Source organism: Brevibacterium sp. Mu109 (assembly GCF_900169375.1).
GTDB lineage: Bacteria > Actinomycetota > Actinomycetes > Actinomycetales > Brevibacteriaceae > Brevibacterium > Brevibacterium yomogidense_A.
Genome location: NZ_FXZF01000012.1, coordinates 1 through 21,631, shown reverse-complemented (window position 1 = coordinate 21,631; position 21,631 = coordinate 1). Strand labels below are relative to the sequence as shown.

The following is a 21,631-nucleotide window of genomic DNA, read 5'->3' as shown; positions in this document are numbered from 1 at the left end:
GGGAGCGGCCTCCTTCCCAGCACGTGACAGAAGAGAGATGAGCCCCTGTGGCAGACGAGCAGAACCCCACCCCAGAGCAGGATCCGGCGGAGACTCCGGAGGCCGACGGCCTGACGATGATCGACCGCGTCGACAAGGTCGACCTCAACATGGAGATGCAGCGCTCCTACCTCGACTACGCGATGAGCGTCATCGTGGGCCGTGCGCTGCCGGACGTCCGTGACGGGCTCAAGCCCGTGCATCGCAGGATCCTCTACGCGATGTACGACGGCGGGTACCGACCGGACCGCAGCTTCTCGAAGTGCGCCCGCGTGGTGGGCGACGTCATGGGCCACTACCACCCGCACGGCGACACCGCGATCTACGACGCGATGGTCCGTCTGGTGCAGGACTGGGTCATGCGCTACCCGCTGGTCGCGGGACAGGGGAACTTCGGATCGCCCGGTGACGACGGTGCGGCCGCGCCCCGGTACACGGAGTGCAAGATGGCCCCGCTCGCGATGGAGATCGTCCGGGACATCGAAGAGGAGACCGTCGACTTCCAGGACAACTACGACGGTCGCAATCAGGAACCGATGTACATGCCGTCCCGGTTCCCGAATCTCCTGGTGAACGGTTCGTCCGGCATCGCGGTGGGCATGGCGACGAACATCCCGCCGCACAACCTCCGCGAGGTGGCGGAAGGCGCGCAGTGGCTGCTCGCGCACCCGGAGGCGTCGAACGAAGAGGCGCTCGAGGCGATGATGGGGATCATCAAGGGACCGGACTTCCCATCCGGTGCGACGATCCTGGGCCGCAGGGGCATCGAGGACGCCTACAGGACCGGGCGCGGATCGATCACACAGCGTGCGGTTGTCGAGGTCGAGGAGATCCAGGGCCGCACGTGCCTCGTCGTGACGGAGCTGCCCTACATGGTCAACCCGGACACGCTCGCAACGAAGATCGCGTCGTACGTGCGGGACGGCAAGGTCGCGGGCATCGCGGACATGCGCGATGAGTCATCCGGGCGCACCGGACAGCGACTCGTCATCGTCCTCAAGCGGGACGCAGTGGCGAAGGTCGTCCTCAACAACCTCTACAAGCACACGCAGCTGCAGGACAACTTCTCTGCGAACATGCTTGCGCTCGTCGACAACGTGCCGCGCACCCTGTCGATCGATGCGTTCCTGCGGCTGTGGGTCAAGCACCAGATCGACGTGATCGTCCGCCGCACGCGCTACCGGCTGCGGAAGGCCGAGGAGCGGGCGCACATCCTGCGCGGCTACCTCAAGGCGCTCAATGCGCTGGACGCCGTGATCGCCCTCATCAGGAACTCTCCGAACTCCGATGAGGCCCGCACCGGCCTGATGGAGCTGCTGGACGTCGATGAGATCCAGGCGAACGCGATCCTCGACCTGCAGCTGCGCCGCCTGGCCGCGCTGGAGCGCCTCCGCATCGAGGAGGAGGCGCAGAAGATCGAGGAGCAGATCAAGGACTTCAAGGACATCCTCGACAGGCCGGAGCGCCAGCGCTCCATCGTCTCCGAGGAGCTTGCGGAGATTGTGGACAAGTACGGCGACGACCGTCGCACCCGCATCATGGCGGGCTTCGACGGCGACGTGAGCATGGAGGACCTCATCCCCGAGGAGGAGGTCGTCGTCACGATCACCCGCGGCGGGTACGTCAAGCGCACGCAGTCCGGTCTCTATCGTGCACAGCATCGTGGCGGCAAGGGGATCACCGGCGCCAAGCTGCGCGTCGACGACGTGGTGGATCAGTTCTTCGTCACGTCGACGCACAACTGGCTCCTGTTCTTCACGAACACGGGCCGCGTCTACCGTGCGAAGGGCTATGAGCTGCCGGAGGGCTCACGCGATGCGAAGGGCCAGCACGTGGCGAATCTGCTGGCGCTGCAGCCCGGGGAGACGATCGCCCAGGTCCTGTCGATCAAGGACTACGACGAGGCGCAGTTCCTGGCACTCGCGACGAAGTCCGGGCTCGTGAAGAAGACGCGCCTGGCGGAGTACGACTCGAACCGCACCGGCGGCGTCATCGCGGTCAATCTGCGGGAGATGGCCGACGGGAAGCCGGACGAACTGGTCTCCGCACGGCTGGTCGACGGGGAGGATCACCTCCTCCTGGTGTCCCGCAAGGGCATGTCGATCCGGTTCTCTGCAGGGGACGACACGATCCGTGCGACGGGCCGTGCGACGTCCGGCGTCACCGGCATGCGCTTCCGCGAGGATGACGAGCTCCTCACGATGGACACGGTCACCCCGGGCACGTACGTGTTCGTCGTGACCGAAGCCGGCTTCGCGAAGCGGACGCCGGTCGAGGAGTACCGACTGCAGGGCCGCGGCGGAATGGGAATCAAGGTCGCGAAGATCACCGACCAGCGCGGGGACCTCGTGGGCGGCCTCATCGTGGCCGAGCGTGAAGAGGTCCTGGTCGTCATGGAGCGCGGTAAGGTGGTCCGGTCGAACATCGACGAAGTCCCGGCCAAGGGTCGGAACACCATGGGCGTCGTCTTCGCGAAGCCCGGTAAGAAGGATCGCATCATCGCGGTCACTCGCGGCCCGGAGGAAGTGGTGGAGGCAGAGGCCGAAGAGGCCCCTCTCTCCGAAGCGGAAGCCGAAGCCGTCGAGGCGGACCTTTCCGATCCGACTCCGCCCGAGCCGGACGCCGACATCGAAGGTGAAGAGCAGCAGTGAGTGACAACGAGCAGAAGCCGGGGAAGATCCTCCGCACCTCCAGCGGCAAGGGCAAGACGCGCCTGACCGCCAGCGGCGGCACAGCCGAAGCGCCCGCAGCACCTGCAGAGTCCCCAGGAGACGGTGCAGGATCGGGCAGTGGGCCGACCGGCGGTGCCGGTACGGCGGCGTCTGCTCAGGGGAGCAGCGGAGCCCCGACGCGTGTGAGCTCTGCGTCCACGGGGACGCGGCTCTCCGCGGGCGGTTCGGAGACCCGGGCGCAGCCGGCGGTCTCGAGCCCGGAGCACAGCGCGGCAGCGGGGTCGGGTGCTGGTGCAGGGTCGGGTGCTGCGGCAGGGACGAGCCCGATTGCGGGGATGGGACGTTCCTCGGGCTCCGGTCCGACTGGTTCTGGTCCGGGCGGTTCTGGTCCGGTGGGCTCCGGCCCTTCCGGCACCGGCGGGGTGAAGGCCACGTCCGGCGGAGTCAAGATGAGCGGGAAGTCCAAGAAGGGACCCCGCACGGTCCGGCTGACGATCGCGAGCATCGACCCGTGGTCGGTTATGAAGATGGCGTTCCTCCTGTCACTGGCGATCGCGATCGCGATGCTGGTGGCCACGCTGGTGCTGTGGCTCGTGCTGCAGGCGACCGGTGTCATGGGCAACATCGAATCGACGCTGTCGGAGATCGCCGGAGCAGAGAGCGCGGACCAGCTGCTGGCGCTCGTGAGTCTGGGACGGGTCATGGCGACGGCGTTCGTCCTGGCCCTCGTCAACATCGTGCTCATGACGGCGCTGTCGACGCTGTTCGCGTTCCTCTACAACATCGGAGCGTCGATCGTGGGCGGTTTCCACCTCACCCTCACGGACGACTGAGCTGCGTCTCGCAGATCGGCCGGAGCATGCCTCGGAAGGCGCGCTCCGGCCGATTTTGTTCTGCGGGGTGAGGTCGGTATAGTTGCTTCTCGGTTCGCAAGAACCTACGGGCCTATAGCTCAGGCGGTTAGAGCGCTTCGCTGATAACGAAGAGGTCAGAGGTTCAAGTCCTCTTAGGCCCACGCATCGATCTGGAGGAGAGTGCCGTGAAGAAATGGTTCGCTCTTCTGGGATCCGCAGCTCTTGCAGCGGGGACTCTGGGAGTCCTCCGCAGCCGCAACCGCGGCAGGCAGGAGCAGTGGGCGCAGTACACCGACCAGGTGTAAGATGTGATGCAGCACGGGGGTATGGCGCAATTGGTAGCGCATCTGCTTTGCAAGCAGAGGGTTAGGGGTTCGAGTCCCCTTACCTCCACTCGAGAAACTAGTGAGACAGTGGCTCGTTGTAGATGAGAGGCCTCGGCCCGGGAAACCGGCCGGGGCCTCTCGTCATGTGCGGGTCGACACTCCCTCTCGTCCTTCGAGTGAGTGCAAAGTGGTCCACTCTGGGCGGTTGGCGGACCGGTTTGCACTCACTCGGCGAGGCGGTAGTAGAGGAGCACGGACCACGAAGTGGGCTGCTGCGCGACCCCGCCTCGGAGTCGCGCAGCAGCCCACTTGCTCACGTCACACGCTGTCCTCAGATCACGCCGTGGTCAGATCACGCCGAGCGCGATCATGGCGTTGGCCACCCGGCGGAAGCCGGCCACATTCGCGCCCACGACGTAGTCGCCGGGGCGACCCACGTCCTCAGCGGTCTCCAGGCAGTTGGTGTGGATGTTCTTCATGATCTCAGCGAGACGTCCCTCGGTGTACTCGAAGGTCCATGTGTCGCGGCTGGCGTTCTGCTGCATCTCCAGCGCACTGGTCGCGACACCGCCGGCGTTCGCAGCCTTGCCGGGGCCGAAGGCGATTCCGGCTTCACGGAAGATCTCGACGGCGCCGGGAGTACAGGGCATGTTGGCCCCTTCTGACACCACTTCCACACCGTTGGAGGCCAAGGTGCGCGCGGCATCGGCGTCGAGTTCGTTCTGCGTGGCGCTGGGCAGTGCGATGGCCACCGGAACATCCCAGACGCTGCCACCCGCGACATAGCGCGCTGCGCCGCCGCGGCGATCGGCGTACTCGTGGATACGACCGCGTTCGACCTCCTTGATCTGTCGGAGCAGTTCGAAGTCGATGCCGTTCTCGTCGACGACATAGCCTCCGGAGTCCGAGGCGGTCACCGGGATGCCGCCCAACTGCTGCGCCTTCTCGATCGCATAGATCGCCACGTTGCCGGAACCGGAGACACCGACCCGGCGGCCGTCGAAGGAGGATCCGCGAGCCTTGAGCATCTCGTCGGCGAAGATCGCTGCGCCGTATCCCGTGGCCTCGGTGCGGACCAGGGAGCCTCCCCAGTCCAGACCCTTGCCGGTCAGCACTCCTGCTTCGTACCGATTGGTCAGGCGCTTGTACTGGCCGAACATGTACCCGATCTCGCGGGCCCCCACGCCGATGTCGCCGGCGGGCACGTCCGTGTACTCGCCCATGTGGCGATGCAGCTCCGTCATGAACGACTGGCAGAAGCGCATGATCTCACCATCGGAGCGGCCGCGGGGGTCGAAGTCCGCGCCGCCCTTGCCGCCGCCGATCGGCAGACCGGTCAGTGCGTTCTTGAAGATCTGCTCGAAGCCGAGGAACTTCACGATCCCCAGGTTCACCGACGGGTGGAAGCGCAGCCCGCCCTTGTACGGGCCCAGCGCGGAGTTGTACTCGACGCGGAACCCGCGGTTGATCTGCACGGTGCCTTCGTCGTCCACCCAGGGCACCCGGAAGATGAGCTGACGCTCCGGCTCGCACAACCGCATGAGGATGCTGTTGGCGGCGTACTCGGGGTGCCGCCCGCGGAGTGTCTCGAGCGACTCGAAGACTTCCTTCACCGCTTGGTGGAACTCCGGTTCGCCGGGGTTGCGCTGCATCACCGTGTCGTAGGTGTCCTGGAGCGGTGATTCGATCATCGGGGTCCTTTCGAGTGGTGGCACGATCGTAAGCCGTGTCCACTATAGGGTACTTACCGCTACTGACAGGGGACAAATTCTGCAGGGAGGAGACCCTCCACACGTCACGAGGGAGGTGTCCCCGCCGAATGCTCGCGGCAGATGAGCCGCACTACTATGGGCTGATACGCATCCAGGCCTGGCCGTGCGCTGCACATGCGGAGCGCATGTGACTCGCAGGCTGTCTGCCGACGCCGTCCGACTTCATCTGAAAGCGTGGAACAGTGGAACTCAACGACTATCCGCCGGGGCATGAACTGAGCCCCCCGGTCGAAGGTGGGCGTCCCTCGTCGCCTCCACCCAAATCGCTTGAACAGGCGATCGCGGAGAGCACCAGGCAGATGCGCAGTGCTCGCGGACTGACGCTCTCGGAGTTGGCGGCCCGGGTCGGCATCAGTCGGCAGATGCTGTCGAAGATCGAGAATGCCCAGACCTCGGCGAGCCTTGCGACGGTGGATGCGCTGGCGAAGGGCCTGGAAGTCCCCGTCACCAGTCTCCTCCGTGCCGCGGACTTCGAGACGCAGGCAGTGTTCGCGAAGGCCGGACAGGCACCTGAGACCGTGCGGCGCGGAAGCAACCTCGGGCATCACTACCAGCTGCTCGGGCAGCTCATGCGTCACCACGGTCTCTTCGAGCCGCTCCTCGTGACGCTGACGGAGGAGAGCCATCCGTTCCCCCTCTTCCAGCACATGGGCTCGGAGTTCGTGTACGTGCTCGAAGGGATCATGGACTATCAGCATCAGCAGTCCACCTTCCGTATGGAGACAGGCGACAGCCTGCTCTTCGACAGCGAGGGCATTCACGGCCCAGCCCGGATCATCACGGCGCCGGTGCGGTTCCTCTCCGTGTTCGTGACGCAGGAGCGTCCACCGGACTCCGCCGGTGACCGGACGGAGGCCGCTTCGCACTGAGCGGCCCCAGCAGGTGGCCGCGCCGAATCCCGCGCGGATCGCCGATTCCCGCGCGGATGACAGAATCCGGCGCTGCGGTGGTCCGTGGACCACCGCAGCGCCGGAGGGGATTAGAGGGCCGCTTCGCCTCGTTCGCCGGTGCGGATCCGGACGACCTCATCCACCGTCGTCGACCAGATCTTGCCGTCGCCGACCTCGCCGCTCCGAGCCGCGTGTGCGATCACCTCGATCACTGTGTCCGCGTCGGAATCGGGGACGAGGATCTCGAGGCGAGCCTTGCCGATGTAGTCGATGGTGAGCTCTGCGCCTCGGTACACCTCACGGTGGCCGTTCTGACGTCCATAGCCCGAGCATTCGCTCACGGTCATACCGCTGATGCCGTGCCGTGCGAGAGCGACCTGGACCCAGTCGAGGGCGATGGGCTGAAGGATTGCGGTGACGAGTCTCATGAGCCGACCTCCTGCTGTTCGGGAGTGGGGATGACGATGCTGCGCGTGATGTTCCGCGACGTGTAGGGCACCTGCGAGAAGTCGTAGCCCGATTCTGCGTGAGCAGAGACATCGATGCCGAACGACTCCTCGTGGCTGGTGACGCGGATGCCGCCCATCACGGATCTGAGGACGAGGGCGATCACCGTGGTCACGACGAAGCTGTAGACCAGTACGATCCCTGCGCTGAGCGCTTCGACCCCGAGCAGGTGGAGTCCGCCGCCGTGCAGAAGACCGGCTTCGCCGGCGGGGGCGATCGGATTCGCCAGGATGCCGATCGCGAGCGTTCCGATCAGGCCGGCGACCAGGTGCACACCGACGACATCGAGCGAATCGTCATAGCCGAGTTTCGTCTTGAGCCCGATGGCGAGGGCTGAACCGATTCCGGCCAGTGCACCGATCGCGATGGCGCCGAGGGGAGTGACTGCGACGGCGGCGGGGGTGATCCCCACCAGGCCGGCGACGACGCCGGATGCGGCGCCGAGCGAGGTCGGTCGTCCGTCGCGGATCTTCTCGACCAGCAGCCACGCGAGCATGGCCGCGGCTGGTGCTGCGAGGGTGTTGATCCAGGCGAATGCCGCGGTGTGGTTCGCACCGAGTGCTGACCCCGCGTTGAAGCCGAACCATCCGAACCAGAGCAGTCCTGCGCCGAGCATGACGAGCGGCAGATTGTGCGGGCGCATCGGCGTCCTGCCGAACCCGAGGCGCGGTCGGAGCACGAGGGCCAGCGCAAGCGCCGCGGCCCCGGCGTTGATGTGGATTGCAGTCCCGCCGGCGAAATCAACGGCTCCCAGGTCGTTCGCGATGAAGCCGCCGTTCTCCGATACGGATCCATCGAACGCGAACACCCAGTGTGCGGCGGGGAAGTACACGAACAGTGCCCACACCACGCCGAACGCCACCCATGCGGAGAACCGCATCCGATCGGCGACCGCACCGCTCACCAGTGCTACCGCGATGATCGCGAAGGCAGCCTGGAACCCCGCGAAGATCAGTGTCGGAACACCGTCCACGACTGCGTCCTCGTGCAGGATTGCGACCAGGCCGGCGAAGTCCGTCGGGTTGCCGATGAACCCGCCGATCGATTCGCCGAAGACCAGGGAGAACCCGACGAGAACCCACAGGACCCCGACGAGGCCCATGGTCACCACAGACATCATGACCATGTTGAGCACGCTCTTGGCTCGGACCATTCCTCCGTAGAAGAAGGCGAGCCCCAGCGTCATCAGGAGCACGAGCGCGGCGCTGATCAGCACCCAGCTCGTGTCACCGGCAGAAATATCCGCAGCATTCATATCATCCTCCGCAGGTGTCATAGTGCACAGTGATTTCCACTGGCAAGGGACAACAGTAACTGCGAGGGGAATGGTTGTGCAACCATGGGGGGCGATACGCAACCAATGGGAGACAGCGGGTGGTGTCAGGTCAGCAGGGCGTCCTCACCTGAGGGGGGTGGGAGATCGGGTCGATCTTTCCCCGGTCGGCAGCCATTCCCCGATCAGAAGGAGTGCTCGTCTGCGGGGAACGATCCCTGCGCCACGTCGGCGGCGAATGCGCGGGCCGCGTCGCCCATGGTCTCTGCGAGGTTCGCGTACTGCTTGACGAAGCGCGGCATCTTCCCGGTGCGGAGGCCCATCATGTCCTGCCAGACGAGTACCTGGGCGTCGCAGCTGCTGCCGGCGCCGATCCCCACCGTGGGGATCGAGACCGCCTCCGTCACCCGCTGGGCGGCGTCCGCTGGGACCATCTCCATCACGACACCGAAGGCTCCGGCCGCTTCCAGGGCGCGCGCCTGGTCGACGAGTTCATCTGCGGCCTCGTCTCGACCCTGGACGCGGTATCCGCCCAGCTGGTGCTCGGACTGCGGGGTGAAGCCGATGTGCGCCATGACTGGGATGCCGTTGGTCGTGAGCTTCTCCACCTGCGGGACCATCTCCATCCCGCCCTCGAGCTTCACCGCATGCGCGCCCGCCTCCTTCATGAACCGCGCCGCGGTGCGGAAGGCCTGCTCCGGAGACTCCTGGTAGGAGCCGAAGGGAAGGTCCGCGAGGACGAGTGAGCGTGACACCGAGCGGCTGACGGCTCGCACGAGCGGCAGGAGTTCGTCGACCGTCACCGGCAGTGACGATTCGTAGCCGTAGACATTGTTGGAGGCCGAGTCTCCGACGAGGAGCACGGGGATGCCGGCGGCGTCGAAGACCTGAGCGGTGTACATGTCGTAGCTCGTGAGCATCGCCCACTTCTCGCCACGCTCCTTCATAGTGCGCAGGTGCGGGATGCGCACGCGCTTGGTCGTCGTCGGCGCGGCCGCGCCGCGCGATCCGTAGGGTGCAGTCGTCTCTGTCATTGGTGGTCCTCCCAGATGGGCCGTATCCGTCCTACTCACCGTAGGGAACCGCACGGAGGCGATGTGACCTGTGTCATCCTGCGGACCCGTATGGAAGCAGTGGACTGCCCGGTTCTGCTGTCTGCCGCGATGCTGGTGTACGGGACGCACCGCCGCGCCTCCTCGATCGCATCAGGAGACCCCGATTGCACGTCGAACGGCGCGATGCACCAGACTGAGGCTGAGAGCAGGGGCACGCCCGGGCTCTCGGATCGCGAAGGAGCAGGATGAGCACGCAGAACCCCTCTGTCGAACAGAACGTGGCCGAATGGCTGGCCACCTACGACACTCCGGACGCGGACGTCGTAGACCTCGTCTGCGATCGGCATGACCCGACAGCCGTCGCGTTCACGTATATCGACGAGGACCTCGGCTCCGAGGACGTCACGTACGGCCAGCTCGCCGAGCGTTCGCGCAGGCTCGCGACGGTCCTCGCCGACCACGGAGTGCGGGAGGGCGATCGGGTGCCCGTCCTCATGAGCAAGAGGCGCGAACTCGTCGAGACGCTGCTGGCAATCTGGCGGCTGGGCGCCGTCCAAGTCCCCCTCTTCACGGCCTTCGCGACCGGTGCGATCGAGATGCGCGTCGAAGGATCCGCCGCCACGCTCGTCATGACAGAGCCGTCGCAGCGCTTCAAGCTCGATCCGATCGCGGGCATCGAGGTGCTCGAGGTCGGTGATGACCTGGACGCACGGATCGATGCCGCTGCCCCGCTGGCGGAGAACGTCGCCGTCGGAGGGTGGGGAACCATGCTCCAGCTCTTCACGAGCGGGACGACCGGCAAGCCCAAGGGTGTGCCCGTGCCGGCCCGCGCGCTCGCCGCTTTCCACTGCTACGTCCACTACTCGCTCGACGTGACCGAAGACGACGTCTTCTGGAACGCTGCCGATCCGGGGTGGGCCTACGGCCTCTACTACGGCATCCTCGGCCCCATGGTCGCCGGACGGCGCAGCCTGCAGCTCATGGCCGGCTTCTCCGTGGAGTCGACAGTCGCAGTGCTCAAGGAGTTCGGCGTGACGAACTTCGCCAGTGCTCCCACCGTCTACCGCACACTGTCGAAGTCGGACCTCGTCACGGGCATCGACCTGCGCCGGGCATCATCGGCGGGCGAGCCGCTCACCCCCGACGTCGTCTCGTGGGCGCAGGAGGCACTGGGCACCGAGGTGCGCGACCAGTACGGGCAGACCGAACTCGGCATGGTCATCAACAACAACTGGCACCCGGAGATCGCACAGCCGGTGCGCACCGGCTCGATGGGTCAGCCGATGCCCGGCTACTCCGCCGGCATCGTCGACGGGCAGATCGCGATCGACGTGGAGAACAGCCCGCTCCTCTGGTTCACGGGCTACCAGGACTCCCCGGAGAAGACCGCGGAGCGGTTCACCGACGATGGCCGCTGGTACCTCACGGCGGACACCGGGAAGGTCGACGGCGACGGCTTCTACTACTTCACCGCCCGTGATGACGACGTGATCCTCGCCGCCGGCTACCGGATCGGCCCCTTCGACGTCGAGAGCGTCCTCATCACCCATCCGGCCGTCGTCGACGTCGCGGTCGTGGGCCGCCCCGATCCTGAAGGCATCCGCGGCGAGGTCGTCGAGGCCTTCGTCGTCCTGGCCGACGGAGTGTCCGAGACGGATGACCTGCGCACGGAGATGCAGACCTACGTCCGCGAGCAGTACTCGAAGCACGCCTACCCCCGCACCGTGCACTTCGTCGAGTCGCTGCCCAAGACGCCCAGCGGCAAGGTGCAGCGCTACCTCCTGCGCGAAGGCTGATCCCACACGGGCTGCTGAGCCCACAGGAGCTGCTGAGTCTGCTGGAGCTGTCGAACCCACGGGACCCGCCGAGCCCACAGGATCCGTCGAGTCCACAGAGGAGACCGGACCCCGCGAGCGAGGTGCGGGTCACTGCCAGACGTCTATCGGTGGGAGTCGCGCGGTGCTAGGATCATCTCCTCATCTGCGCCGGAGCGACGGCTGGAAGCAGCACGTGCCGACTCCGCCGATGACGACTGATCATCATCGAATGCACCCATGGCGGTCCTGCCACGCGTGTGCGGATATACCTCTCACAGACTCGGAGCACAGCCGTGACCACCGATACCGGAAGCATGCGCGCAGTGTCGCGCAACGATGACATCGATCCTGCGGGTATGCGGGTCATCTGGCTCCTGCTCGCAGCCGCGTTCGTGGCGATCCTCAACGAGACGACGATGGCCATCGCCATTCCGGAACTCAACGTCTCGCTGGGCATTCCGCCTGAGCAGGGGCAGTGGTTCACGAGCGCCTTCATGCTCACGATGGCGGTCGTCATCCCAACGACGGGCTTCATCCTCCAGCGATTCACGACGCGTCGGGTGTTCCTGGCTGCGATGATCACCTTCTCCGCGGGCACCGCGCTCTGCCTGGTCGCGTCCGGGTTCATCCCGCTGCTGGCGGGCCGCGTCGTGCAGGCCGCCGGCACCGGCATCATGCTGCCGCTGCTCATGACGACCATGATGAACGTCGTGCCCGCGCACTCGCGCGGACGCATGATGGGCCGCGTGGGCCTCGTCATGTCGCTCGCTCCCGCGATCGGACCGACGATGTCCGGCATCGTCCTCGACAACCTCGGATGGCGCTGGCTGTTCGGCATCGTCCTGCCGATCGCGCTCGTCGCCCTGGGCCTCGGCGCGAAGTGGATGACCAACCTGGGCGAGTCGACCAGCGCGCCGATCGATGTGTCGTCCATCCTGCTGTCCGCACTGGCGTTCGGCGGGATCGTATACGGCCTCAGCCAGTTCGGCGGAGCGAACACCGGGAGTGCCGGTTCGGCCGTCTTCCTCATCGGGTGGGGCGCCATCGGCGGCGGCCTCGTGTTCCTGGCCGTGTTCGTGTGGCGGCAGCTGTCCCTGCAGAAGAGGGAGCGCGCACTGCTGGACCTGCGGGTCTTCCGGTCGCGCAACTACGTGCTGTCCGTCATCATCATGGCGATCGTCGCCCTGTCGATGTTCGGCACGTTCTCCCTGCTGCCCCTGTTCCTCCAGACGGTCGCCGGTCTCACCGCCGCGCAGTCGGGCATGGTGCTGCTGCCGGGCTCGCTCCTCATGGGTCTGCTGGGTCCCGTCATGGGCCGGATCTACGATGCGCGCGGACCCCGCGTGCTGCTCGTCCCGGGCACCTTCATGATCGCTGCGGCGATGTTCGTGTACTCGACGGTCGGCACTGCGACGCCCACATGGACGCTGGTCGTCGTCCAGACGGTCATGTCGCTGGGCCTCGCCGCGTCGTTCACCCCGCTGTTCTCCGCGTCGCTGGGATCGCTCCAGCGGCACCTCTACTCGCACGGCTCCGCAGTGCTCAACACCCTCCAGCAGGTCGGCGGAGCGGCGGGGACCGCGCTCCTCGTGGCGGTCTACTCCGCCGCACTGCATGCGGGCGAGGCTGCTGGCGAGTCCGCTGCCGAGGCCGCAGCACCGGGTGCCCGCGCCGCCTTCCTCATCGCGGCGTGCATCGCGATCGTCCCGGTGGTCCTGTCCTTCTTCATCCAGAAGCCCGAGGACCAGGAGGCGGCCGAGGTGGTCGCAGACTAACCCGCACCCGCACCCGCACCTTCACCCGCACCACCTAGGGTGAGAACCACAGCGGAAGCAGTCTTCGTGTGGTGATGAGGAGGCCGGGATGACGATCCGAGTGGTGGACGAGGCGGTGTCGCGGGAGCTGGTCGATGAGGCTCTCGCGCTGGAATCGGCGCGCGAGGCCTTCCTCGCCTCCGTGGGGGACTCCACCGTCTACCCCGTCGTCGTGGCCCCCGTGACGGAGCGCGGCCACCGCTTCACCGTGAAGTCCGGGGCGAGCGGCACTGCCGCCGTCATCAAGATCGGCAGCTATTGGCCCGGCAATGACGCCCACGGACTGTCGAACCATGGATCGTCCGTGATCCTCCTGCACCCGGAGACCGGACGCATCCGCGCCGTCGTCGAGGCCGCAGCCGGCAACGGCTTCCGCACCGCCGCGGCGGACGCACTCGCGGTGCAGACCCTGGCCCGGGAGGATTCCCGCGTGCTCACCGTGGTGGGCACGGGCCACCAGGCGCTCTACGAGGCGCGCGCGGCGTTCCGCGTGCGCGACTTCGAGCGCGTGCTCGTCGCAGGCCGCCGTCCCGAGGCCGCCGAAGAGCGGGCGGAACGGCTGCGCGAGGTCTTGGGGGCCTCGGCGGCGGGCCCGAGCAGTGCAGGGGTACCGGGTGGGGTGACGGTCGAGGCGACCTCGATCGAGGACGGCGTCCGACGGGCCGACGTCGTCGTCACCGCGACGAATGCGAAGTCTCCGGTCATCGACGCTGGCTGGGTGCGCCCGGGAACCCACATCTCCGCGATGGGCGCGGACGGCTCCGGCAAGCAGGAGCTTGGGACCGCGCTCTATGAGCGGAGCAGCCTCTTCTGCGACCTGCCGGAACAGTCCCGGTCGATCGGCGAATTCTGGCATGCCGCGCCCGAGGTCCCGGTCACCGCGCTGGGATCCGTCCTGACGGGAGCGGCCCCCGGCCGGGTGGACGCTGACCAGGTCACGGTATTCGACAGCTCGGGCTTCGCGCTGCAGGACCTGGCATTCGCCGAGGCGATCCTGAGGCGCGCGGGTGAGACGCAAGAGTAGGCGATCCCCCTGACATTCCGGTACCACCGCGGGTGCCATTGAGTAAGTGCCACTGCCTAAGAGGCGGCGTGCGACCGTCTGCGGGCCAGCACGGCGAAGACGATGTTCACGAGCAGCACGATTCCGGCGAGCGCATTGATCAGGAAGAATCCGCCCAACTGCAGCGCCGTGCCCGCGAATGCCGCCATGAGCGCGCCGCCCAGATTCATCGCGGAGTCGGACATCCCCTGCAGCGGCACCCGCATGCGATCGTTCACCGACTTCACGAGCAGCGACGATCCGCCGATGAGGAACATCGACCAGCCGACCCCCAGCAGGAACAGCGCGATGTTGAGGATGACGAAGTCCGACGAGGGCAGCAGCGAGTCGTAGATCCCCAGCGCGATGGTCACGGCGTAGACGACCGCGCCGGAGGTGATGACGCTGCCGGGCCCCCATCGGTCCGCCATCCAGCCGAAGATCGGGGAGAAGACGTACATGCCCATGATGTGGATGCTCACCACGATCCCCACTGCCGTGAGGTCGAAGTGCTGGTGGTCCATGTGCACCGGGGTCATGACCATCACGTTGGTCATGATCATCTGCCCCGAGATCACGGTGATGACGGCGTAGAGGGCGACCGGCTGGCGGAGGAGGTACCGGAGCGCCTCGCCGAAGGAGGGCCGGTCCTGGGGTGCTGTGCGCACCGTCGTCTCCTGCTGGTCCGTGGGACTGCTGACGACGCGGCGCTCGGGGGTGAGGGTGAAGGCCGCGGTCGCCGCGAGGAGGAAGCAGCCCATCGAGATGAGGTAGGGCCCCGCCAGCGGATTCATGCCGAGCAGCTCGCCCAGTCGTGATCCCGGCTCCGTGAAGTTGGGGCCCAGCACGGACCCGACGGTCGTCGCCCAGATGACGATCGACATCGCCTGTCCCGGCTTGGCGGGATTCGCGGTGTCGGATGCGGCGTAGCGCGCCTGGAGGCCCGCGGCGGTCGAGGAGCCGCACAGCATCATGCCGACCATGAACAGGGGCAGGAAGCCCACGGCGACGCCGGTGAGGACGATGGCGGCGCCCAGGGTCCCGATTCCGAACCCGAGGGTCAGCGCAGTGCGCCTGCCGAACCGCGACGCCAGCGTGGACAGCGGATAGGCGACCAGGCCGGCCCCCAGGATCACACTCATCTGGGCGAAGCCCGCCATCGCGGTCCTGCCCGTGATCTGCTCTGCGAGCAGACCGCCGACGGCGTAGCCGGACGCGATCCCCGCGCCGGAGAAGAGCTGGGCCGTGAAGAGCTTGGCCAGTGTGAGCTTCTGTGACGTCACCGTCGTCGTCCTTGTCCTCGTCATCTAGGATACAAGATGGATCCTACAGGGTGGGTGAGTGCCGGATGAAGGGGAGTGGACAGGTGACGACTGACGATTCGTCGGCGGCCGGGCGCGCGTACCGGCACCTCCGCGATGCGATCCTCGAAGGCGGGTTCGCTCCCGGCCAGATGTTGGGTGAGAGCGGCCTCGCCGAGGTTCTGGGGATGAGCCGCACTCCGGTGCGCGCCGCTCTGGCGCGGCTCCAGGAGGAGAAGTGGGTGACGATCTACCCCAAGCGCGGGGCGCTGGTGAATGGTCTGAGCGACCGCGACATCGCAGAGATCGCAGATGCCAGATACATGCTCGAGGCCGCTGCGGTGCAGCGGGCGACGACGGCGACGATCAACAGCTTGCTGCCGAGGCTGGAAGAGTCGCTCGAGGCGCAGGAGACTGCTCTGGCGGATGGTGACCTGCCGGTCTTCATCGACCACACGACCGGCTTCCACCGGATGTTCGTCGAAGCCGGCGGCAACGCCGTGCTGCTGGAGATGAGCGATCGCCTGGCCGATCGACGCCGCTTCATGCTCTTCCGGCAGGGCGAGCGACTCATCGAGCGACGGACGGCCATGCTCGAGGAGCATCGCGCGCTGATCGAGGCGCTGCGGTCCGGCGACGTCGCGCTCTTCGCGGAGTCGCTGCGCGCACACCTGCGTGACACGCACAATGCGGCAGTGGAGCCCTTCGCCTTCGTGCCGTGAGCGGCTGGGCTCAGCCGACCAGGAGCATGCCCGTCAGCGCGAGTGACGCGACGAGGATCGTCGACAGCGCCGCGAGGACGAATGGGCGCGGGCCGACCTTCACCAGGGCCCGCACCTTCACCCCGCATCCCAGCGCGAACATCGCTGCCGACAGCAGCAGGGTCTGGACGACGCCGGCGATGTCCAGCGCGATCTCCGGCACGGGCACGAACGAGCGCACGACGACCATCGCGAGGAACCCTGCGACGAACAGCGGGACTATCGGCGGCAGCTGTGCTGCAGGGGCGGTGGAAGTGATATCGGAGGCGGTGGCACGCCGACGTTCCATCACGCTCAGAATCGCGATGACCGGCGCCAGCATGAGGACCCGGGCGAGCTTGACGATGACCGCGATCGCCAGCGCTCCGCCACCCAGCACGCCCCCGGCTGCAACGACCTGAGCGACCTCGTGGATCGCACCGCCGGCCCAGAGGCCGGCAGTGGCACTGTCGAGGTTGAGGAGGTTCGCGGTCAGCGGCAGCAGCGGAATCATGAGGGTTCCGAAGAGGACGACCAGGGCGACGGCGGTGACGACGTCCTTGTCGTGCTTCTGCTTCGGATCCACGACACCCGCGACGGCGCCGACAGCAGCGGCCCCACAGATCGAGAAGCCGCAGGCCACGAGTACGGTGAGCACCGGTGAGAGGCCCAGGCCTCTGCCGATGGCGATCGTTCCGATGATTCCGACGGCGACGATGCACACGACGACCGCGATCACCCCGAGGCCGAGTCCGAGGATGTCACCCAGCACCACCTGCAGACCCAGGAGGACGATGCCGGCGCGCAGCACCGGTTTCGCGCAGAACGCGATCCCGGGAGCAGTGGCAGCCGGGAGGGGCACGAGGTTCGCCACGACGATTCCGCCGACGATCGCGAGGATGAGCGGGCTCACGCCGGGCAGGAGCAGGCCCGCACCGTAAGCAGCGAGCGCTGCCACAGTGCAGAGGGTGATGCCGGGGAGGCGGGTCGCGGCGGGTGAGGCCTGGGCGTCGGCCGTCTCAGCGGTGTGCGACACCGGTGCGGACGAGGGGGATTCCTGCATGAGCTCGACTCTTCCAAGCGCACAGCCCCGCCGGTAGACGGGGAAACAGCACCAGGGCATATCATCGTGATATGTACCTGGAGCCACCGCATGACCTGCCGAACCTGCAGGCGCTCGCCCTCTTCGTCGCGGTCGTGGACGAAGGCAGCCTGGGCGCGGGGGCACGACTTCAGGGCCTCCACCAGCCGAATGCGAGCCGACTCATCGCGCGCCTCGAGGCGGAGGCTGCGTTCCCGCTGCTGGATCGGCACCCGCGAGGCTCCCGGCCCACCCCTGCGGGTCTGGTCTACGCGGCGCATGCCCGGGAGCTGCTCGCGGCGGCCGATCACTTCACCGAATGGCTGCGGACGTCCCGTGACGAGGACGCGCCGGAGCTGCGCGTCGGTGCGAGCATGACGATCGCGGAGCACTTGGTCCCCGTCTGGCTCACGGAGCTGCGGCGGCGTACGCCGGATACCCATGTCCACCTCGAGGTCGAGAACTCGACGCGGGTGATCGATGACGTGCGGGAGGGACGTCTGCGACTGGGGTTCGTAGAGACACCCCACATCCCCCGCGACATCCACGCGCGCGTTGTCGCAGATGACGAGCTGATCCTCGTCATCGCGGCGCATCATCCGTGGGCGGAGAGGACGGGCCCCGTCGGGTTGGACGAGCTCGCGGCGACGGCGCTGGTGGTGCGGGAGGGCGGCTCCGGCACCCGGGAAGCGCTCGAGGCGGTGGTGGGAGACAGTCCGCTGGCACCGCCCGCGATGGTCCTGGGGAGCAACGCCGCGGTGCGGATCGCCGTCGCATCTGGAGCGGGGCCGGCGGTGCTCAGTGCGCTGGCAGTGCGTGCGCAGTTGGACTCGGGAGAACTCCTGCGCGTGCCGATCGCAGGCGACGGAGTGCGCCGTTCCTTGACAGCGGTGTGGAGGGGGCCGCGACGCCTGACCGGAGCCGCAGCAGAACTCGTGGAGGTCGCTGGCCAGCCGCAGGTGTGAGGCTCCCGTCCGTGGTGCAGGCGCAGGCGTCCTTCCGTCTGCGCAGGTGACGTCCCCCGTCGTGTCCGAGCCTCAGGCTACGATTGTGCTGTACGCCACAGGGTGGTGGCGTGTCACAGCGTGGTGACGAGGTTCGGCGGAGACGCCGGGAGGAGGCCGAAGATGGCGGCAGTGGAGACAGTCAAGGGCTCGATCGACAGCGCACAGCTGGGGCGCACCTACGCGCACGAGCACGTGTTCGTCCTGGGTGAAGAGCATCGCCTCAACTACCAGGAGTGGGACGAAGAGGCGATGATCGACCTGGCGGTGCGAGACCTCAACGAGCTCAAGGGACTGGGGATCGACTCGATCATGGACCCCACGGTGCTGGGCCTGGGTCGCTACATCCCGCGCATCCAGCGGATCGCAGAGCGGACCGACCTCAACATCATCGCCGCCACGGGGCTGTACACCTACAACGAGATCCCCTTCCAGTTCCACTACACGGGTCCCGGGCTGCTCTTCGACCAGCCGGAGCCGCTGACGGAGATGTTCGTCAAGGATCTGACGGAGGGCATCGCGGACACCGGTGTGCGTGCGGCGTTCCTCAAGTGCGCGATCGAGGAGCAGGGGATGACCCCGGGAGTCGAGCGCGTGATGCGAGCGGTCGCGCAGGCGCACGTGCGCACCGGCGCGCCGATCACGGTCCACACGAACCCGCACACGCGCTCGGGCCTCGACGCGCAGCGGGTCCTGCGGGAGGAGGGTGCCGATCTGACGAAGGTCGTCATCGGGCACTCGGGCGATTCGACGGACCTCGACTACCTCAAGGAGGTGGCGGACGCGGGATCCATCCTGGGCATGGACCGCTTCGGACTCGAGGTGCTGCTGCCCTTCGCGGATCGGGTCGACACTGTCGCGCGGCTCGCGGCGGACGGGTATGCCGACCGGATGGTGCTCGCCCACGACGCGGCATGCTTCATCGACTGGTTCGACCCGGAGGCGAAGAAGCAGGCCGTGCCCACGTGGAACTACCGCCACATCACGGAAGAGGTGCTCCCCGCACTGCGGGAGCGCGGCGTGACGGACGATCAGATCGACACGATGCTGGTGGGCAACATCCGGCGGTACTTCGAGTGAGGGTGTAGGGGCTGAGGCCGAGGAGAGGCTGGGTCTCGGGAGAGGCTGGGTCCCAGGAGAGGAAGAGGTGGAAATGGCGGGCGGAGCGAACACGATCGAGGAGTCGCTGAGGCGTCTTGCGGAGGGGAGTGAGGCGCTCAACGCGATCACCGTGACGACGGAGCAGCGAGCCCGAACACTGGCGGCGCAGAGTGCTGAGCGTGCGGCGTCGGGTGGGCAGGAACGACCGCTCGAGGGCGTCGCGCTCGCCGTGAAGGACGTCATCGACGTCGAGGGCTACCCCACGTCGATGGGCTCTGCCGTGGACACGGGACGGGGTGAGGTGACGACCGCGCCCGTCGTCACCGCACTCGAAGAGGCCGGTGCGCTCACCGTCGCGAAGACGAATTGCCAGGAGTTCTCCTACGGGATCCTGGGTGACGAGAGTGTCTTCGGGAAGGTCGTGAATCCGCGCGGTGTGGGGCTCTGCACCGGGGGCTCCAGCTCGGGTTCCGCTGCCCTGGTCGCTGCCGGTGCCGTTCCGCTGGCGGTCGGTACGGATACGGCTGGCTCTGTACGGATCCCCGCCGCCTGCACGGGGACGATCGGCTTCAAGCCGACGTTCGGCCTCGTGCCCGTCGAGGGGATCTTCCCGCTCGCTCCCTCATGCGACACGGTCGGGTTCTTCGCGCTCGACATCGACCTCGTCCGCGGCGCGTTCCTCGCCACGCGGATCGAGGGTGGGTACCCGGTGGCCACGGGCGAGGTGGAGGTCCCGCCGGGGCGGACGGAGCCGCAGAAGCGGACCGATGCCACCGCCGCCGAGGCCGCTGTGGCTTCCGTCGGTCGGCCCGCCCGGGTGCTGCGGGCAGGGGAGGATTCCGCGGCGGGCCGGCACCTCGACTCCGTCATCGATGAGGCGCTGCGCCTGTACGAGGTGCTGCGGAAGTACGAGGCGTACGCGATCCACCGCGAGTTCCTGGCCACGCAGGGTGACCGCTATCAGCCTGTCGTGCGGGAGCGTGCGCTGGCGGGTGCGGATGTGACGACTGCGCAGTACGAGGACGCGCGTGCTGGCCAGGAGGTATTGCGGAGGACGGCGCTGAGCCTGTTCGATGCTGCGGACGTCATCATCACCCCTGCGATGGACGTGCCCGTGCCGCGGTGGTCGGAGATCGGTCCGGAGCACCGCGCCGCGTTCACCTACTTCTCAACGCCCTTCAATGTGCTCGGATGGCCGGCGATCACACTGCCGATCGCCGGTGATGCGGTGGGTGCGGATGGCATCCTCACCAGCGCCGGCCGAGCCGACGGGGTGCAGCCGAGCGCCCTGCCGGAGTCCGTCCAGCTGGTCGCGGCGCCGGGTGAGGACCTGGACCTCCTCGACTATGCGGAGCGGTACCTGCACGCCCGCTGAGGAGGAGCTGGAGCTCTGGCCAAGCGACCGAAAAGCATTGTCACCGCATGGAGGACAAAGGCCCGGAAACCGCTCCAAGTGGAGGTGAAATCGAGAACCGCGACGAGCCCAGCGCGGCTGGAGGGCGCGCCGGGCATGGTGGCGTACTTCCGCGACTACCTGGACTCGATGATGCGGGTCATCCTCGACCCTTTTCGCGGCTTACATCGTCATTGCCACTCGGAGAGGTCTGGCGTCCCGGATGCGTCCTCAGATACGAGTCGGTATAGGGCACAGCGAACGTCACGTAGCCTCGGCCGGCCGGCTCGATCGCCCCTCGGGTCAGCAAACGGTGGCGGTACACACCTGCATGGCTCTGCTCGATAGTCATCCTTCGCAGTAGAGCCCCATAGAGTGGTGTAACGCACAGAGGCCGGTCCCTCGCTCCCGGATGTGGGCGCGGCCACCGTGTGATCCTTCGAGTCAACCTTCCAAGAATCCTCGAATAGGAGTCATCACGATGACCGCTCCTCACATTATCGACCCTGCAGGCCTTCTCGGTGAAGCCCTGTCCGAAGCATCTCCAGACATGATGCGGAGCCTGCTGCAGACCATGATCAACACCCTGCTGTCCGCCGACGCGGATGCCGTCGTCGGTGCCGAGTGGGGCAAGCCCTCCCCGGACCGCACGGCCAGGCGTAACGGCTACCGTCACCGTGACCTCGACACCCGGGTCGGCACGATCGACGTGGCCGTCCCGAAACTACGACAAGGCACGTACTTCCCGGAATGGCTGCTCGAGCGCCGCAAGCGGGCCGAATCGGCGCTGATCACGGTCGTCGCGGACTGCTACCTCGCCGGGGTCTCCACGCGGCGGATGGACAAGCTCGTCAAGACTCTGGGGATCAACGCGTTGTCGAAGTCCCAGGTCTCGCGGATGGCTGCGGATCTCGATGAGCAGGTCGAGGCGTTCCGCCACCGGCCCTTGG

17 protein-coding genes and 2 tRNA genes are annotated in these 21,631 nt (G+C 67.2%); 13 read left to right on the top strand and 6 right to left on the bottom strand.

The genetic code is table 11. The annotated features are described in order from the left end of the window. Nucleotides 1-116 precede the first annotated feature (116 nt). The 4 genes from gyrA (at nucleotide 117) to BSP109_RS08805 (ending at nucleotide 3,958) form a co-directional block, all read left to right on the top strand. Complete coding sequence (gene gyrA / locus BSP109_RS08825; RefSeq protein WP_374700150.1) at nucleotides 117-2,690, top strand: DNA gyrase subunit A; 2,574 nt, start codon at nucleotides 117-119, stop codon at nucleotides 2,688-2,690. Then, nucleotides 2,687-3,544, top strand: coding sequence for a DUF3566 domain-containing protein (locus BSP109_RS17700; protein WP_257944617.1), 858 nt, complete (start codon nucleotides 2,687-2,689; stop codon nucleotides 3,542-3,544). The genes gyrA and BSP109_RS17700 overlap by 4 nt, the downstream gene beginning before the upstream one ends. Nucleotides 3,545-3,652: 108 nt before the next feature. Then, a tRNA-Ile gene (locus BSP109_RS08810) sits at nucleotides 3,653-3,726 on the top strand. A gap of 159 nt (nucleotides 3,727-3,885) precedes the next feature. Further along, a tRNA-Ala gene (locus BSP109_RS08805) sits at nucleotides 3,886-3,958 on the top strand. A 280-nt stretch (nucleotides 3,959-4,238) separates the two neighbouring features. On the opposite strand, the gene gdhA is transcribed toward BSP109_RS08805, so the two are convergent. Next, the gene (gene gdhA, locus BSP109_RS08800) at nucleotides 4,239-5,582 is read right to left on the bottom strand and encodes an NADP-specific glutamate dehydrogenase (protein ID WP_101600082.1); all 1,344 of its coding nucleotides are present in this window, start codon (nucleotides 5,580-5,582) and stop codon (nucleotides 4,239-4,241) included. A 380-nt stretch (nucleotides 5,583-5,962) separates the two neighbouring features. Between gdhA and BSP109_RS08795 the strand changes: the two genes are divergently transcribed. Next, nucleotides 5,963-6,532 carry an XRE family transcriptional regulator gene (locus tag BSP109_RS08795; RefSeq protein ID WP_101600081.1) on the top strand — a complete coding sequence of 190 codons (570 nt, stop codon included), beginning with the start codon at nucleotides 5,963-5,965 and terminating at the stop codon, nucleotides 6,530-6,532. A gap of 110 nt (nucleotides 6,533-6,642) precedes the next feature. Here the strand turns inward: BSP109_RS08795 and BSP109_RS08790 are convergent, their stop codons facing one another. The 3 genes from BSP109_RS08790 to panB all read right to left on the bottom strand — a co-directional run bounded on the left by BSP109_RS08790 (nucleotide 6,643) and on the right by panB (nucleotide 9,367). Further along, complete coding sequence (locus BSP109_RS08790) at nucleotides 6,643-6,981, bottom strand: P-II family nitrogen regulator (RefSeq protein WP_101600080.1); 339 nt, start codon at nucleotides 6,979-6,981, stop codon at nucleotides 6,643-6,645. Next, nucleotides 6,978-8,315: an ammonium transporter gene (locus BSP109_RS08785; protein WP_101600079.1), complete on the bottom strand. Its 1,338-nt coding sequence runs from the start codon at nucleotides 8,313-8,315 to the stop codon at nucleotides 6,978-6,980. The genes BSP109_RS08790 and BSP109_RS08785 overlap by 4 nt, the downstream gene beginning before the upstream one ends. A 203-nt stretch (nucleotides 8,316-8,518) precedes the next feature. Beyond that, nucleotides 8,519-9,367: a 3-methyl-2-oxobutanoate hydroxymethyltransferase gene (panB, locus tag BSP109_RS08780; RefSeq protein WP_101600078.1), complete on the bottom strand. Its 849-nt coding sequence runs from the start codon at nucleotides 9,365-9,367 to the stop codon at nucleotides 8,519-8,521. 266 nt (nucleotides 9,368-9,633) lie between these two features. Between panB and BSP109_RS08770 the strand changes: the two genes are divergently transcribed. From BSP109_RS08770 to BSP109_RS08760, 3 genes are all read left to right on the top strand, one after another. Beyond that, entirely contained in the window at nucleotides 9,634-11,184 is a 1,551-nt protein-coding gene (locus BSP109_RS08770; RefSeq protein WP_101600076.1) for an AMP-binding protein, read from the top strand. A 335-nt stretch (nucleotides 11,185-11,519) separates the two neighbouring features. Beyond that, the gene (locus BSP109_RS08765) at nucleotides 11,520-12,980 is read left to right on the top strand and encodes an MDR family MFS transporter (RefSeq protein ID WP_101600143.1); all 1,461 of its coding nucleotides are present in this window, start codon (nucleotides 11,520-11,522) and stop codon (nucleotides 12,978-12,980) included. A gap of 88 nt (nucleotides 12,981-13,068) precedes the next feature. Further along, entirely contained in the window at nucleotides 13,069-14,043 is a 975-nt protein-coding gene (locus BSP109_RS08760) for an ornithine cyclodeaminase family protein (protein WP_101600075.1), read from the top strand. Nucleotides 14,044-14,099: 56 nt separating this feature from the next. Here the strand turns inward: BSP109_RS08760 and BSP109_RS08755 are convergent, their stop codons facing one another. After that, on the bottom strand, nucleotides 14,100-15,344 hold the full coding sequence (locus tag BSP109_RS08755; RefSeq protein WP_256970150.1) for an MFS transporter: 1,245 nt from the start codon (nucleotides 15,342-15,344) through the stop codon (nucleotides 14,100-14,102). A gap of 83 nt (nucleotides 15,345-15,427) precedes the next feature. Here BSP109_RS08755 and BSP109_RS08750 point away from each other — a divergent pair, with 83 nt between their 5' ends. Then, nucleotides 15,428-16,084 carry a GntR family transcriptional regulator gene (locus tag BSP109_RS08750; protein WP_257944616.1) on the top strand — a complete coding sequence of 219 codons (657 nt, stop codon included), beginning with the start codon at nucleotides 15,428-15,430 and terminating at the stop codon, nucleotides 16,082-16,084. 10 nt (nucleotides 16,085-16,094) lie between these two features. Here the strand turns inward: BSP109_RS08750 and BSP109_RS08745 are convergent, their stop codons facing one another. Continuing rightward, nucleotides 16,095-17,165 (bottom strand): YeiH family protein, encoded by a 1,071-nt coding sequence (locus BSP109_RS08745; protein WP_101600073.1) that lies wholly within the window; start codon nucleotides 17,163-17,165, stop codon nucleotides 16,095-16,097. A gap of 71 nt (nucleotides 17,166-17,236) precedes the next feature. Between BSP109_RS08745 and BSP109_RS08740 the strand changes: the two genes are divergently transcribed. The 4 genes from BSP109_RS08740 to BSP109_RS08720 all read left to right on the top strand — a co-directional run. After that, the gene (locus BSP109_RS08740; RefSeq protein ID WP_101600072.1) at nucleotides 17,237-18,148 is read left to right on the top strand and encodes a LysR family transcriptional regulator; all 912 of its coding nucleotides are present in this window, start codon (nucleotides 17,237-17,239) and stop codon (nucleotides 18,146-18,148) included. A 162-nt stretch (nucleotides 18,149-18,310) separates the two neighbouring features. Next, on the top strand, nucleotides 18,311-19,267 hold the full coding sequence (locus tag BSP109_RS08735; protein ID WP_101600071.1) for a phosphotriesterase: 957 nt from the start codon (nucleotides 18,311-18,313) through the stop codon (nucleotides 19,265-19,267). Nucleotides 19,268-19,340: 73 nt separating this feature from the next. Then, nucleotides 19,341-20,663: an amidase gene (locus tag BSP109_RS08730; RefSeq protein WP_101600070.1), complete on the top strand. Its 1,323-nt coding sequence runs from the start codon at nucleotides 19,341-19,343 to the stop codon at nucleotides 20,661-20,663. Nucleotides 20,664-21,162: 499 nt separating this feature from the next. Further along, the coding region (locus BSP109_RS08720) for a transposase (protein ID WP_180959668.1) at nucleotides 21,163-21,631 on the top strand (469 nt) is incomplete at its 3' end.

Excerpts from the sequence above, each read along its gene's own strand:
- gyrA (WP_374700150.1), top strand. The coding sequence starts at position 117 with ATGATCGACCGCGTCGACAAGGTCGACCTCAACATGGAGATGCAGCGC.
- gdhA (WP_101600082.1), bottom strand. The coding sequence starts at position 5,582 with ATGATCGAATCACCGCTCCAGGACACCTACGACACGGTGATGCAGCGC.
- BSP109_RS08795 (WP_101600081.1), top strand. The coding sequence starts at position 5,963 with ATGCGCAGTGCTCGCGGACTGACGCTCTCGGAGTTGGCGGCCCGGGTC.
- BSP109_RS08790 (WP_101600080.1), bottom strand. The coding sequence starts at position 6,981 with ATGAGACTCGTCACCGCAATCCTTCAGCCCATCGCCCTCGACTGGGTC.
- BSP109_RS08785 (WP_101600079.1), bottom strand. The coding sequence starts at position 8,315 with ATGAATGCTGCGGATATTTCTGCCGGTGACACGAGCTGGGTGCTGATC.
- panB (WP_101600078.1), bottom strand. The coding sequence starts at position 9,367 with ATGACAGAGACGACTGCACCCTACGGATCGCGCGGCGCGGCCGCGCCG.
- BSP109_RS08770 (WP_101600076.1), top strand. The coding sequence starts at position 9,634 with ATGAGCACGCAGAACCCCTCTGTCGAACAGAACGTGGCCGAATGGCTG.
- BSP109_RS08765 (WP_101600143.1), top strand. The coding sequence starts at position 11,520 with ATGCGCGCAGTGTCGCGCAACGATGACATCGATCCTGCGGGTATGCGG.
- BSP109_RS08760 (WP_101600075.1), top strand. The coding sequence starts at position 13,069 with ATGACGATCCGAGTGGTGGACGAGGCGGTGTCGCGGGAGCTGGTCGAT.
- BSP109_RS08745 (WP_101600073.1), bottom strand. The coding sequence starts at position 17,165 with ATGCAGGAATCCCCCTCGTCCGCACCGGTGTCGCACACCGCTGAGACG.
- BSP109_RS08740 (WP_101600072.1), top strand. The coding sequence starts at position 17,237 with ATGTACCTGGAGCCACCGCATGACCTGCCGAACCTGCAGGCGCTCGCC.
- BSP109_RS08735 (WP_101600071.1), top strand. The coding sequence starts at position 18,311 with ATGGCGGCAGTGGAGACAGTCAAGGGCTCGATCGACAGCGCACAGCTG.
- BSP109_RS08730 (WP_101600070.1), top strand. The coding sequence starts at position 19,341 with ATGGCGGGCGGAGCGAACACGATCGAGGAGTCGCTGAGGCGTCTTGCG.